The sequence below is a fragment of the Streptomyces sp. NBC_00075 genome, assembly GCF_045041225.1.
Taxonomy (GTDB): domain Bacteria; phylum Actinomycetota; class Actinomycetes; order Streptomycetales; family Streptomycetaceae; genus Streptomyces; species Streptomyces adonidis.
The window spans coordinates 8836292-8849422 of sequence record NZ_CP108243.1; the positions used below are offsets into that span (position 1 = coordinate 8836292).

12 protein-coding genes are annotated in these 13131 nt (G+C 71.2%); 7 read left to right on the forward strand and 5 right to left on the reverse strand.

What is annotated here, in order from left to right:
- Nucleotides 1-36 precede the first annotated feature (36 nt).
- On the reverse strand, nucleotides 37-2202 hold the full coding sequence (locus OG787_RS38780; RefSeq protein ID WP_405538385.1) for a streptophobe family protein: 2166 nt from the start codon (nucleotides 2200-2202) through the stop codon (nucleotides 37-39).
- A gap of 238 nt (nucleotides 2203-2440) precedes the next feature.
- Here OG787_RS38780 and OG787_RS38785 point away from each other — a divergent pair, with 238 nt between their 5' ends.
- Nucleotides 2441-4960: an FHA domain-containing protein gene (locus tag OG787_RS38785; RefSeq protein WP_369033734.1), complete on the forward strand. Its 2520-nt coding sequence runs from the start codon at nucleotides 2441-2443 to the stop codon at nucleotides 4958-4960.
- A 76-nt stretch (nucleotides 4961-5036) separates the two neighbouring features.
- Here OG787_RS38785 and OG787_RS38790 read toward each other — a convergent pair whose 3' ends face one another.
- From OG787_RS38790 to OG787_RS38800, 3 genes are all read right to left on the reverse strand, one after another.
- Complete coding sequence (locus OG787_RS38790) at nucleotides 5037-5792, reverse strand: transglycosylase SLT domain-containing protein (RefSeq protein ID WP_405538386.1); 756 nt, start codon at nucleotides 5790-5792, stop codon at nucleotides 5037-5039.
- Between the two features lie 341 nt (nucleotides 5793-6133).
- The gene (locus OG787_RS38795; RefSeq protein ID WP_405538387.1) at nucleotides 6134-7183 is read right to left on the reverse strand and encodes an S-adenosylmethionine:tRNA ribosyltransferase-isomerase; all 1050 of its coding nucleotides are present in this window, start codon (nucleotides 7181-7183) and stop codon (nucleotides 6134-6136) included.
- Complete coding sequence (locus OG787_RS38800) at nucleotides 7180-7875, reverse strand: SDR family NAD(P)-dependent oxidoreductase (protein ID WP_369033731.1); 696 nt, start codon at nucleotides 7873-7875, stop codon at nucleotides 7180-7182. Before OG787_RS38800 ends, OG787_RS38795 begins: the two co-directional genes overlap by 4 nt.
- A 186-nt stretch (nucleotides 7876-8061) precedes the next feature.
- On the opposite strand from OG787_RS38800, the gene OG787_RS38805 reads away from it, so the two are divergent.
- The 4 genes from OG787_RS38805 (at nucleotide 8062) to OG787_RS38820 (ending at nucleotide 10622) form a co-directional block, all read left to right on the forward strand.
- Nucleotides 8062-9207 carry a GAF domain-containing sensor histidine kinase gene (locus tag OG787_RS38805; protein WP_369033730.1) on the forward strand — a complete coding sequence of 382 codons (1146 nt, stop codon included), beginning with the start codon at nucleotides 8062-8064 and terminating at the stop codon, nucleotides 9205-9207.
- A complete protein-coding gene (locus OG787_RS38810) occupies nucleotides 9200-9841 on the forward strand; it encodes a response regulator (RefSeq protein WP_369033729.1) in 642 nt (213 codons plus the stop codon). Before OG787_RS38805 ends, OG787_RS38810 begins: the two co-directional genes overlap by 8 nt.
- 147 nt (nucleotides 9842-9988) lie before the next feature.
- On the forward strand, nucleotides 9989-10234 hold the full coding sequence (gene chpE, locus OG787_RS38815; RefSeq protein ID WP_330291998.1) for a chaplin ChpE: 246 nt from the start codon (nucleotides 9989-9991) through the stop codon (nucleotides 10232-10234).
- A gap of 148 nt (nucleotides 10235-10382) precedes the next feature.
- On the forward strand, nucleotides 10383-10622 hold the full coding sequence (locus tag OG787_RS38820; RefSeq protein ID WP_369033728.1) for a chaplin: 240 nt from the start codon (nucleotides 10383-10385) through the stop codon (nucleotides 10620-10622).
- A gap of 240 nt (nucleotides 10623-10862) precedes the next feature.
- Here OG787_RS38820 and OG787_RS38825 read toward each other — a convergent pair whose 3' ends face one another.
- Nucleotides 10863-11645: a hypothetical protein gene (locus OG787_RS38825; protein ID WP_405538389.1), complete on the reverse strand. Its 783-nt coding sequence runs from the start codon at nucleotides 11643-11645 to the stop codon at nucleotides 10863-10865.
- Nucleotides 11646-11774: 129 nt separating this feature from the next.
- Between OG787_RS38825 and OG787_RS38830 the strand changes: the two genes are divergently transcribed.
- Together OG787_RS38830 and OG787_RS38835 are read left to right on the forward strand one after the other, a co-directional pair.
- Nucleotides 11775-12566, forward strand: coding sequence for an ABC transporter ATP-binding protein (locus OG787_RS38830; RefSeq protein WP_369033726.1), 792 nt, complete (start codon nucleotides 11775-11777; stop codon nucleotides 12564-12566).
- Between the two features lie 104 nt (nucleotides 12567-12670).
- Nucleotides 12671-13102 (forward strand): NfeD family protein, encoded by a 432-nt coding sequence (locus OG787_RS38835; protein ID WP_369033725.1) that lies wholly within the window; start codon nucleotides 12671-12673, stop codon nucleotides 13100-13102.
- The last annotated feature ends 29 nt before the right edge of the window (nucleotides 13103-13131 follow it).

Consider the following 13131-nt stretch of genomic DNA (forward strand, 5'->3'; position numbering starts at 1 on the left):
ACGTTTCGGGCGCGTGACGAAAGGCTTACGCGCAGGTCAGCGCCGTCCCTTGGGGGTGCGTGGCGGTGGGGGCGGAGGCGGCGGTGGCGGGGGAGGAGTGCGTTTCTCCGGCGGGGACTCCGGCGAACCGCCCCTGCGCCACCCCGGCCGTCGAGGCGGCGGCGTCACCGGCCTGGCCATGGTGGGAAGGCCGTACAGGTTCTCGGGCGGCTGCTCGCCTTCACCTGAGTCGCGACCCTCACCCGGGCCGCGCCTCTCGCCCGGACCGCTCCCGCGCTCACTCCGCTCACCGGGATCGTCACCGGAACCGGCCCGCTCCGGCCCACTGCTCCTTTCGGGCGACCCCGCTCCCGTACGCGGGGCATCGGGCGGCCACCCGCCCTCGTACGACTGGCGGCCGTACGGGACCCGACCGCTCGCGGGTGGCCGACCGGATCCGGCCCCCGGCTGCTGCCCGCCCTCGTAGGGCCGCCCCGGCTCGGCCGGCCGGGCGTCCTCGGGTTCCAGGAGCCCGCCGGGCAGCCGCAGATACGGATTGGTGTCGCGGTTGGGCGGCCGGTACGGCGAACCGGGCGCGTAGGGGCCGGACGGCGGTCCGAAAGGTGGTCCGGAAGGCGGTCCGGGATACGGACCCGGCCCGCCGGCCTGCTCCGGGTGACCTCCGTACCGCGCCTCCTCGGCCGCCGTACCCGTCACCCCGGTCGTCCCCACAGCTCCCAGCGCCCCCGTGGTCGCCGTCGCCGCTCCCGGCCCGACCGGCCCCGTCCATGTGTCACCCAGTGCCAACGGCACCGCCCGCCACCCCGCCGCCCCGCTCGCGTACGCCAGCAGCGCGCCGGCGGCTCCCGCGGCGGCGCCCCACAGCGCGCCCAGCAGCACAGCCGCGACCAGTTGGCCGTGCAGTTGGATTCCGGCGCCGAACGCGTCGAAGCCCAGGACCGAGATCGAGGCGTCCACCGACACCTCCGCCAGCCAGGCGAGCAGCGGCAGCGCCACCGCCGTCACCACCCCCAGCCGCAGCGCGCAGCGACCGGCGAACCGCAGGGCCCCTGGATCCCGTACGGCGAGAGGCACCCGTCCATTGACGTCGTCCGGGCCGACACCCCGGGCCAGCGGTGTCCGGGCCGCCGCGAGGATGCCCGCGAGCAGCATCATCAGGACCGCCGCGACGCCCAACAGCCACACCCGGCTGTCCAGTTCGGCCAGTTTGCCGAGGCTGACCGACTGATCGGTCTCCGAGCTGCTGAGGAGCCGGTCCAGGGGGTCCGGCAGGACGTTCACCAGGATGCCGGACGCGCTGCCGTCGAACGGGACGAACAGGCCGATCGGGACGCCCAGCCAGACCCCGTTGGGTGCGCCGAGCAGGGCCGCGCCCGCGATGCGCTTGGGATGGTCGTCGCCGATCGCCGCGTACGCCGCAGCCGCGAGCCCGGCGGCCACCGCCACCAGCAGTACCGTGACCAGGGCGGACGTAGCCGGACGTACGACACGGTGGACCGCTTCCCAGCCGGGCGGCAGGGGAGTGCGGCGGGAGGCGAGCAGGGCGACCGTCAGGACTCCGGCCGCCCAGACGAAGCCGCCGAGCAGGGTGGGGAGCGTGTCGACGGTGAAGCCGACCGCCGCCTTCGCGTCGATCAGGTCGCCGACCCGGTCGGGCAGCAGACCGCTGATGTCACCGAGCCCGGGGACGTCGATGCCCCCACCTCCGCCGCCCGTGCCCGGCAGATCGTCGAGGCCCAGAGCGCCGCCGTCGATCGTGATGACGTCGTGCCCCGCCCAGGCCAGCCCGCCCAGGGTCGCGACGAAAAGGGCGATCACCGCACCCGCGCGCGCGAGGAGTTCGGACGGGGAGATCACAACTCCCGCCCCGCGCAGGGACCGTAGGAAGAACCACGACAGGAGCACCGCACCCACCAGGCCGACGCCCAGTGGCGTGATCTCGATGGCGGTGGCCGCCTCCGCTCCTTTCAGGCCGAAGGCCGACACATCACCGGACGGGGTGACCGAACCACCCGCCCCAAGTGCCACAACCGCCGCGGTCATCGGACCGAGCGAGGCCGTGGAGTCCGCCTCCAGCAGATGCAGTCCGAGCGCGGCCGTGCCCGCCATTCCGATCAACGCCCAGCTCACAGCGGCGATCGCGGAGAGCAGCACGTCTCCCCACGGCAGCCTCCTGCCCTGCTCGGCGGTCTCGATGCCCATCGTCAGCCCCCGATCCGCGCGGCGGCGGTCCACCCCGCGTGTCCCCCTCGCGTGGGATTACCACTCTCCGGGCCGGTTTCCACCCCGTCAACGGCGCGTCGCTGTCCGCTTGCACGCTCCGTCCGCAAGGCCCGACTTTCGGTCAGGGGCTGAGCCTGAAATAGTTCCCCACGATGTTCGACATCCCTAGACTCCCCGTGTTGGGGCAAATTTCGGGGGACAACTCAGTGGGGCTGGAGTGCCTGAACTCGTACTCGAATTGAACGGACGGACCTGGACGCTCGATTCGTCCAGGCCCTACACCCTCGGACGCGATCCGCAGGGGGACATCGTGCTCGATGACGCCAGGGTCTCCTGGCGGCACGCCACGATCAGCTGGGGGGGCCGGAGCTGGGCCATCGAGGACCACGGCAGCACCAACGGCACCTTCGTGCAGGGGCAGCGCATCCATCAGATGGAGATCGGGCCCGGCTCGGCCGTCCATCTCGGCAACGCCACCGACGGCCCGCGGCTGAACCTCTCCAGCAGTGCCGCCTCGGTCGCGACACCGCAGGTGGCGCAGCCTCAGCAGCAGCCGTTCGCGGCCCAGGGCGCGAGCCCCGGCTGGGCTCAGCAGCCGCCGCCGCAGCAGCAGGCGCCGGAGCAGAGCTGGCCGCGGTCCGAGCCGCAGCAGGCCGCCTCGGTCCCGCGGCAGCAGGGCCCCGGCGCGGGCGCGGGGGCGCCGCCGGTGTACGGCGACCGCAGCCCGACCACCTTCCACCAGCTGCTCCTCGGCCGCGTGATGCGCATAGGCCGCGCGCTGGAGAACGACCTGGTCGTCTCCGACCTCCAGGTCTCCCGCAACCACGCCGAGTTCCACGCGGCGCCCGACGGCCGTTTCGAGATCCGTGACCTGGGCTCGCACAACGGCACGTACGTCAACGGCATGCCGATCGCCAAGGGCGGCACCGCGCTGCTCGGCCCGAACGACATCGTCGGCGTCGGCCACTCCACGTTCCGTCTGGTCGGCGACCGTCTCGAGGAGTTCGTCGACACCGGCGAGATCTCCTTCTCGGCCCGCCATCTGACGGTCACCGTGGACGGCGGCAAGGACATCCTCAAGGACGTCTCCTTCGGCGTACCGGAGAAGTCCCTGATCGCGGTCATCGGCCCGTCCGGCTCCGGAAAGTCGACGCTCCTGAAGGCGCTCACGGGCTACCGGCCGGCCAACAAGGGCGATGTCCTCTACGACAACCGGAACCTGTACAAGCAGTTCGCCGAGCTGCGCCAGCGCATCGGTCTGGTCCCGCAGGACGACATCCTGCACAAGGAACTCACCGTCAAGAAGGCCCTCAAGTACGCGGCCAAACTGCGCTTCCCCGCCGACACCACGACGGAGGAGCGCGAGCACCGCATAGACGAGGTGCTGCGCGAGCTGAAGCTCGACATCCACAAGGAGAAGAAGGTCACCTCCCTCTCCGGCGGCCAGCGCAAGCGCGTCTCGGTTGCCCTGGAACTGCTCACCAAGCCGTCGCTGATCTTCCTGGACGAGCCGACCTCCGGCCTCGACCCGGGCATGGACCGCGACGTCATGCAGCTGCTGCGCGGCCTCGCCGACGACGGCCGTACGGTCCTCGTCGTCACGCACTCGGTGGCCGAACTGGCGCTGTGCGACAAGCTCCTGGTGATGGCGCCGGGCGGCGCGGTGGCGTACTTCGGCCCGCCCGAGGAGGCCCTGAACTTCTTCGGCTACGACACCTGGGCCGATGTCTTCTCCGCCTTCGAGAACTACCGCGACTACGACTGGGCGGGCCGCTGGAAGGGCTCGCAGCACTACCAGATGTACGCCGCGGACATCGACGCCGTCGCCCCGCAGTCCGTACACATGCCGCCCGCACAGGCCATGCGCCCGCCCAAGCCGCAGGGCTGGGGCTCCCAGCTGATGACCCTGATCCGGCGGTACACGGCGGTCATCGCCTCCGACAAGGGCTTCCTGGCGCTGACGGTGATCCTGCCCGCGGTCCTCGGCGCGGTGAGCCTGCTCATCGACCCGGACAAGACCCTGCTGCCGGGCAAGGTGGCCAGGAACGGCGTCAACATCCCGAACGGCACGGCCACCACCGTCCTCCTCATCCTCGCGGTGGGTGCCTGCTTCGCCGGCGCCGCCAACTCCGTCCGCGAGCTGATCAAGGAACGGGTCATCTACGAACGGGAGCGCGCGACCGGTCTGTCGCGCTCCGCGTATCTGATGTCCAAGGTGATCGTCCTCGGCTTCATCACGATCCTTCAGGGCCTCATGGTCGGCGCGATCGGCTTCGCCAGCCGCACGGTCCCCGAAGAGGGCCTGATCTTCGGCAAGCTCGTGCTGCTGGAACTCTCCATCCCGATCATGGCGCTCGGCTTCACGTCGATGATGTTCGGCCTGGTCATCTCGTCCCTGGTGAAGACCTCCGAGAAGACCATGCCGCTGCTCGTCATGTTCGCGATCATCCAGGTCGTGTTCACCGGCTGTCTGTTCATCCTGCACGGCAACATCGGCGTCAACGAGTTCTCGTACCTGATGCCGTCCCGCTGGGCGGTCGCCGCCGCCGGTGCCACGCTCGACTTCAACAAGATCAGCCCGAACGTCGACGACCCCGGCAGCACGGACCCCCTGTGGGACCACACGGCCATGGCCTGGGGCATCGACATGGCCGCCCTGATCGCCCTCGGCGTGATCTGCGGCTTCTTCGTGGCGCGCTTCCTGCGCCGCCACGAGCCCGAGGTCATGCGCAAGTGACCGGGCCCGTACGACGGTGAAGGGCGGCACCCCGGTGGGGGTGCCGCCCTTCGGCGTACGAGAGGTCCGCGCTGCCTCAGTACGCGCCGTTGACGTTGTCCATCGAGCCGTACTTGTCGGCCGCGTAGTTCGCGGCGGCGGTGATGTTGGCGACCGGGTCGTAGATGTTCCAGGACGTGCCCGACACGTGGTAGGCCTTGAAGGTCGGCGGGATGACCTGGAGCAGGCCCTTCGACGGGATGCCGTTGATGGCGTTGATGTCCCAGTTGTTGATCGCGTTCGGGTTGCCCGAGGACTCCCGCATGATGTTGCGGTACAGACCGTTGTACGAACCCGGTATGCCCTTGGACTTCATGATGTCCAGGGACTCCTTGATCCAGCCGTCCAGGTTGTTGCTGTACGACTTCACGGCGGCCTTCTTGAGCGCGGCGCGCTTGGCGGCCCGGCTCGCGGCAGCCTTCGCCGCACGCTCCTTCGCCGCCTTGGCGGCAGCCTTCTTGGCAGCGGCCTTCTTGGCGGCAGCGGCCTTCTTCGCGGCGGCCTTCTTGGCGGCAGCGGCGTCGGCTGCCTTCTTCTTCGCGGCGGCGGCCTCCGCCTTCACGGTCGCGCCGGCCAGCTGGTCGGTGACGCTCGCCTTCACGTCCTTGACCTGTTCCTGGCTGAACACCACGGGAGCGGTGACGGAGGCGACCTCGGAGGTGGTCTGCGCGTTGCCCGGCACCGCGGTGAACGCGAGGACGGCCGCGCCGAGCGTGGCGACTCCGGCGATCGAGAACTTGTGGGCCCTGGTCAGCTTGCGACTATGACCGGAAGTGGCGGTGTTCTTGGGCATGGCGGTGGACCTCTTCGAATAGCGCGGAGGTCGCTCGGCGTCCGGTGGGGACATTGGTGCTTCCGGCACAAACGCCGCGGGCGGAACCCGCGGCGCTGAGCGACGGCTGCCATTCTTAGCGGCCGCAAAATTGTGTGGCAAAGGTGTGACGTACTAGGAGGGGTAGTGGACCCATGAAGGGCAAAATAGGACAGACCGGAGCGTCTTTCCCGCTCACCGTGTGAGTGTTTGTCTCCTATGACCCCTAGTAAGTGATGTGCGTCCTATGTGCGGGGTCACATCGGCCGCACGCGCATCTCACCAGTAGTTGCGAGAGCAATGCTCAGCGTGAGGCCTCTGTTTCAGGCCTCCGCCGGAAGGAGGAGGTGCACGTCCCCGAACTCGTGCCACAGGTACCGCTCGCGCAGCGCCTCCTCGTACCCACGGTCGATCGCCGCCCGCCCCGCGACGGCCTCCAGCATCAGCAGATGCGACGCCTGAGGCTCGTGCAGCCCCGTCAGCAGCCCGTCGACGACCCGTACCCCGCGCTCGGGCGTCACCACCAGATCGGTCCACCCCTCGGCCGCCCGGACCACACCGTCCGGCCCGGCCGCGGACTCCACGGCCCGCACCGCCGTCGTTCCGACCGCCACGACCCGCCCGTCCCCGGCCCGCACGGCGTTGATCAGCCGCGCGGAGGTCTCCGGCACCGCGAACCGCTCCGGATACGGCGGCTCGTGTGCCTCCGTGGACGCGACCCCCGTGTGCAGCCGGACAGGCGCGAACTGCACACCCCGGCTGACCAGCTCCGCCACAAGGCGTGCGGTGAAGGGACGCGCGGCACTCGGCATCTCCGCGCTGCCCGCCCCGTCGCGGGACGGCAGCGCGAACACCGTCTGATAGACGGCCAACGGCTGGTCCCGTTCCGTATAGGAGTAACGAATGGGCCGCCCGTGCGCCCGCAGGACAGGCGGCACCTGCCCGTCCGCCCGCGCCCACCACAGCCGGGCGGCGCACGCCGTCAGCGGCTCCTCCAGGACCAGCCGTACGCCCCCGGGCAGCCGTACGCCCGTTCCCTCGGGTCCGCCCGCACGCGCGCGCGTGGTGCCCGTTCCGTCGGGATCCCGCAGCTCGACGGCCCACCGCCCGTCGTCCCCGCATGTCGAGAAATGCACCACCACGCGCGCGTGCCCGACCCACCCGTCCACGGCGGCGGCCAGCGTCGGCGACGTGTTGACGACGAGCAGATCCCCGGCCCGCAGCTCCCGGGGCAGCTCGGCGAACGCGTGATGCGACACCGCGGTCCCCCGCGACACGAGCAGCCGTACGTCGTCCCGGTCAAGACCCGGCCCACGCTGCTCGGCCGGCACCCGCGCCGACAACTCCTCCGGCACCCGCACGGTCAGCGTCATCGCACCTCCAGCAGGGACGGCGCCGAGTACCGCCCGCTGGCCGGCCGCTCGTCCAGCAGCCGCAGAAACGCGGGCACGACACTGCCGGGCTCGGGCCGCGGATCGTCGTCGTCCGGTACGGCCGCCGCGTACAGGTCCGTCCCCATGTCACCGGGGTCCACCGCCCAGACCCGCACCCCGGGCTCCTCCTCCCCGAGCACCGCCGCCAGCTGGTCGAGGGCCGCCTTGGACGCCCCGTAGCCGCCCCACGTCTCGTACGCCTCCGCCGCCGCGTCCGAACTGACGGCGATCACCGTCCCGGCCGCCGACTCCCGCAGCAGCGGCAGCGCCTCCTGGACCAGGCCCAGCGCGGCCACGACATTCACCTCAAGCGCCCGTCGCAGCCCCTCCAGGGGCAGCCCCTCCAGCCGTACGAGGGGTTCGGCGCCCAGCGCGCTCGCGTTGCTCACCAGGAGATCGACGCCGCCCAGGTTCCACGCCGCCGAGACCAGCCCTTCCCGGTGACCGGCGTCCGTGACATCCCCGGGAAGGGCCTCCACCCGCCCTCCGTACTTCGAGAGCGCCTCGGCGGTGGCTTGCAGGGCCTCGGGGGTTCTGGCGTCCAGGACGAGATCCCAGCCGCGTTGCGCGAGCGCCGACGCCAGCGCCCGCCCCAGCCCCTTGGAAGCCCCCGTGATGATCGCTACCGGCATGACATGCGTCCCCTCGTCCCAGGCCGCCGTGATCGGCGGCGCACCCAACGTAGGAACGGGACCGTCCCGGCCGCCTCGTCCGGGGGCCGCAATCCGGTGGGGCCCTTTGCCCTAGGCCCTTCGGCCCAGGCCGGGGCCACCACTGGGCGGATACGCACTGTCACACCCCGCCGGTACCGTGAGGGCATGAGTCAAGGACCACGGTCCGGTCTGTCCGCGGTGAGCGCCGCGCTGCTGGCCATGAGCAGGCACCTGGAGGTGCGCGACGTCCTCAAGACGATCGTCGCCTCCGCCAGAGAACTGCTCGACGCGCAGTACGCCGCGCTGGGCGTCCCGGACGACCACGGCGGCTTCGCCCAGTTCGTGGTCGACGGCGTCAGCGACGCCCAGTGGAAGGCCATCGGCCCGCTCCCGCGCCGGCACGGCATCCTCGCCGCGATGCTGGACGAGGCCAGGCCCGAGCGCCTCGCCGACGTCCGCAAGGACCCGCGCTTCGAGGGCTGGCCCTCCGCCCACCCCGACATGTCCGACTTCCTGGGCCTGCCGATCCGGGACGGCGACGAGGTGCTCGGAGCCCTGTTCCTGGCCAACAAGAACTGTGCGAAGCCGGACGGCGGCTGCGGCTTCACCGAGGACGACCAGGAACTCCTGTCGATCCTCGCCCAGCACGCGGCGATCGCCCTGACCAACGCCCGCCTCTACGAACGCAGCCGCGAACTGACCATCGCCGAGGAACGCTCCCGCCTCGCTCACGAACTGCACGACGCGGTCAGCCAGAAGCTGTTCTCCCTGCGCCTGACGGCCCAGGCCGCCGCCACCCTGGTGGACCGCGACCCCGACCGCGCCAAGGGCGAGCTCCAACAGGTGGCGGCGCTCGCCGCGGAGGCGGCCGACGAACTGCGCGCGGCGGTCGTGGAACTGCGCCCCACGGCCCTGGACGAGGACGGCCTGATCGCCACGCTCCGCACCCACGCCCAGGTCCTCGACCGAGCGCACTCCGCGCGCGTGACCTTCGACAGCCGCGGGGTCCGTGCCCTGCCGGCGGCCCAGGAGGAGGCGCTGCTGCGGGTCGCCCAGGAGGCCCTGCACAACGCGCTGCGGCACTCCGGGGCGGCCCTGGTGGAGGTGACCCTCACGAAGCGCGGCCAGGGCGCGGCCCTGCGCATCACCGACGACGGCGGCGGCTTCGACCCCACGGCGGTACGCAGCGCCGGACGCCACCTCGGCCTGGTCTCCATGCGGGACCGGGCGAGCGGGGTCGGCGGCCGGCTGGATGTGCAATCGGCGCCCGGAAAGGGCACCACCATCGAGATGGAGGTCCCCGGTGGCTGACGCGATCAAGGTGCTGCTCGTCGACGACCACCAAGTGGTCCGCCGCGGCCTGCGCACGTTCCTCGAAGTGCAGGGCGACATCGAGGTCGTGGGCGAGGCGTCGGACGGCGCCGAGGGAGTCGACCGCGCGGAGGAACTCAAACCCGACGTCGTCCTCATGGACGTCAAGATGCCGGGCATGGACGGCGTCGAGGCGCTGCGCAAACTCCGCGAACTCGCCAACCCCGCGCGCGTGCTGATCGTCACGAGCTTCACCGAACAGCGCACGGTGGTCCCGGCCCTGCGCGCGGGCGCCGCCGGGTACGTCTACAAGGACATCGACCCCGACGCCCTCGCCGGCGCCATCCGATCCGTCCACGCCGGGCACATCCTGCTCCAGCCGGAGGTCGCGGGCGCGCTGCTGACCCAGGAGGAGACGCACTCGGGCCAAGGGAGGGGCGGTTCGCTCACCGAGCGGGAGCGGGAAGTACTGACACTGATCGCGGACGGCCGCTCGAACCGGGAGATAGCCAGGGCCCTCGTCCTGTCCGAGAAGACGGTGAAGACACACGTCTCGAACATTCTGATGAAACTCGACCTGGCGGACCGCACCCAGGCGGCGTTGTGGGCGGTACGTCACGGTGTGACCGGATGACCGGCAATTCGGAGCGTTCCCTTCCGGGCTGAGATTCATACCGTCGTGGGAATGTCCCCCGGATGGCGCATCCTTCGTGGATCTCCGGCGTTCTTCAGTGCGTGCCGCGGCGACCTGCCGCGGTGAACGCAATGGGAGGGCTCAGAAGTGAAGAACCTGAAGAAGGCCGCCGCTGTCACGATGGTCGCGGGTGGCCTGGTCGCCGCCGGCGCCGGTTTCGCCTCCGCCACGGACGGTGCGCACGCGAACGGCCAGGCCGTCGGCTCGCCGGGTGTCGCCTCGGGCAACCTCATCCAGGCCCCGGTGCACATCCCGGTGAACGTGGTGGGCAACAGCGTCAACGTCATCGGCGCGCTGAACCCCGCCTTCGGCAACCTCGGCCTCAACCACTGAGAAACCGTGGGGAGGTCGGTCGGGCGTCGCGGATTGCACCGAACGGGCATTTCACCACAGGGATCCGTATCGCCCGGCACCTCTCCCGCGTTGCGCAGCGTACGACCCGCGGCCGGGTCGCCCACGCAATCGCAGGAGGACGCTTCCCATGAACATCGCCAAGAAGGCCGCCGTCGCCGTCACGATCGCTGGTGCCGCCGCGGGCGCCGGTGCGGGTGTCGCCGCCGCCGACTCGGACGCCCACGGCGTGACCGCGAAGTCCCCGGGCGTGGCTTCGGGCAACCTCGGCCAGGTCCCCGTGCACGTCCCGGTCAACGCCGTCGGCAACACGGCCAACCTCATCGGCGCCCTGAACCCGGCCTTCGGCAACACCGGCGTGAACGACTGACGCCGGACGTAACGCCGAGAGCCCCGCGAACAAGAACGGTTCGCGGGGCTCTCGGCGTTGTCATGTCAGGTTGTCCGGTGTCCGGTGTCCGGTGTCCGAGGGCGAGCCGCCCAGCGCGGGCCGGGGCATTTCAGCCCGTCCGGCGTTTGAGGACGAGGCCGTCCAGGCCGACAGCGGGGGCGTGGGGGCGGCAGCCCCCAGAGACGCCCACCCCAACCAACCCGCACCCCCGAACGAACCTCACCGCACCCCCCGCTCCACCACAACGGAGTTGTACGCCGCGACCTGCGCCCGCCGAGCCGTCCGTTCCACCGGCCGCAACGCCTCGGCCCGCGCCGCGATCTCCGACGCGCTCACCGCCCCGCCGGGCCCGTTCTCGGACGCCACCGAGATCAGCAGCCCCACCCGCTGCGCCAACTCCAGCACCCGTACCGCCCGAGGCGGATACCCCGGCGCCAACACCTCACGCCCCACCTCCGCCCGCGCCCGGTACGCGTCGATCGCCGCCTCCGCGACCGGCCCCGACCCGGCGACGTCCAGCCGCGACAACACCGCCGTCGCGTCCCGCAACGCCTCCGCCAACTCCCGCTCGGCCTCCCCGAGGGACGGCACATCGGCGGGCGGCGCCTCCCGCACGGGCAGACAGTGCCAGACGACCTCGACGTGCACGTCCCCGGCCGGCCCGGCCTCGTACACCTCCGGCACCAGACCCAGCGCGGCGCCCTCGCAGATCACCGCCTCCTCCGCGTCCAGCGCCCGCGCGTTGAACTCGGGGGGCCCGCTCAGCCCGAGCGGATGCCCGGGCGCGGGCAGCGCGATCCGCAGCCCGGACGCACCCAGCGTCCGCAGCCGCCCCAGCGCGAGCGTGAGACCGACGGGCGCCGCTTCACCGGGCAGCCCCTCGACCCGGTGCACGGCGTCCTCCCCGACGACGGCCACTACCGCGTCGTCCGGCGAAACAAGTCCGGCCAACAGGGCATTTCCCCATGCGGCCAGTCGTCCTGAGCGTGGTTCCGAGAGCATGCCTCCACCCTAAGGACCGACCGAGGGGCGGGACCGGCCGACCGGTGGCGTAGATTTCGTGGGGGGCTGCGCCCACAGGCGCACACGAACGCGAGACTGGCCGACACTGCAATGGGAGACAACCCGCTCATGAGCGATGTTCTGGAGCTGGAGGACGTATCCGTGGTCCGCGAGGGCCGGGCTCTGGTGGACCAGGTCTCCTGGTCGGTCAAGGAGGGCGAGCGCTGGGTCATCCTCGGCCCGAACGGCGCCGGGAAGACGACCCTCCTGAACCTCGCGTCCAGCTACCTCTACCCCAGCCAGGGCACCGCCACCATCCTCGGCGAGACCCTCGGCAAGGTCGACGTCTTCGAACTGCGCCCGCGCATCGGCATGGCCGGCATCGCCATGGTCGACAAGCTGCCCAAGCGCCAGACCGTGCTCCAGACGGTGCTGACCGCCGCGTACGGCATGACGGCCGGCTGGCAGGAGGAGTACGAGGACATCGACGAGCAGCGTGCCCGCGCCTTCCTCGACCGCCTCGGCATGAGCGACTTCCTCGACCGCCGCTTCGGCACCCTCTCCGAGGGCGAGCGCAAGCGCACCCTCATCGCCCGCGCCCTGATGACCGACCCCGAGCTGCTGCTCCTCGACGAGCCCGCCGCCGGCCTCGACCTCGGCGGCCGCGAGGACCTCGTACGCCGCCTCGGCCGGCTCGCCCGCGACCCGATCGCACCCTCCATGATCATGGTCACGCACCATGTCGAGGAGATCGCCCCGGGCTTCACCCACGTCCTGATGATCCGTCAGGGCAAGGTGCTCGCCGCCGGCCCCCTGGAACTCGAACTCACCTCGCGCAACCTGTCGATGTGCTTCGGTCTCCCCCTCCTCGTCGAGCAGCGCGGCGAACGCTGGACCGCGCAGGGCCTGCCGATGGCCTGACGGCGCACGGCACATGAGCCGCCTTGTCGAACAACTGGAAGAAGCCTGTGCCAAGTTGATCGGCGCCCTGTCGGTGACCAGGCCCGCGGACCTACCATGACGATGTGAACGACATCGACGCATGGGTGTGGTGGCTCGTCGGCGCCGTGGCGCTGGGTATCCCGCTCGTGGTGACCGCGATGCCGGAACTCGGCATGCTCGCCGTGGGCGCCCTGGCGGCCGCCGGCACGGCCGGACTGGGCGGCGGACTCGTCGTCCAGGTGCTGGTGTTCGCCGTCGTGTCGACCGCGCTCATCGCCGTCGTACGGCCCATCGCGACCCGGCACCGAGGCGATCGGCCCCAACTCCTGTCGGGAATCGACGCGTTGAAGGGCAAGCGGGCCGTCGTCCTGGAACGCGTCGACGGCTCCGACGGCCGGATCAAGCTCGCCGGAGAGATCTGGTCGGCCCGTTCCCTGGACGCCCAAGTCGCCTACGAGGTAGGCCAAGAGGTGGACGTCGTCGAGATCGAGGGGGCCACGGCGATCGTCATGTGACCTCGCACGACGCAAGTGAACGGAACGTG

Bases quoted from the DNA above. Each gene is read 5' to 3' on its own strand.
- OG787_RS38795 (WP_405538387.1), bottom strand. From the start codon at position 7,183: ATGACGCTGACCGTGCGGGTGCCGGAGGAGTTGTCGGCGCGGGTGCCG.
- OG787_RS38800 (WP_369033731.1), bottom strand. From the start codon at position 7,875: ATGCCGGTAGCGATCATCACGGGGGCTTCCAAGGGGCTGGGGCGGGCG.
- OG787_RS38780 (WP_405538385.1), bottom strand. From the start codon at position 2,202: ATGGGCATCGAGACCGCCGAGCAGGGCAGGAGGCTGCCGTGGGGAGAC.
- OG787_RS38820 (WP_369033728.1), top strand. From the start codon at position 10,383: ATGAACATCGCCAAGAAGGCCGCCGTCGCCGTCACGATCGCTGGTGCC.
- OG787_RS38805 (WP_369033730.1), top strand. From the start codon at position 8,062: ATGAGTCAAGGACCACGGTCCGGTCTGTCCGCGGTGAGCGCCGCGCTG.
- OG787_RS38790 (WP_405538386.1), bottom strand. From the start codon at position 5,792: ATGCCCAAGAACACCGCCACTTCCGGTCATAGTCGCAAGCTGACCAGG.
- OG787_RS38825 (WP_405538389.1), bottom strand. From the start codon at position 11,645: ATGCTCTCGGAACCACGCTCAGGACGACTGGCCGCATGGGGAAATGCC.
- OG787_RS38830 (WP_369033726.1), top strand. From the start codon at position 11,775: ATGAGCGATGTTCTGGAGCTGGAGGACGTATCCGTGGTCCGCGAGGGC.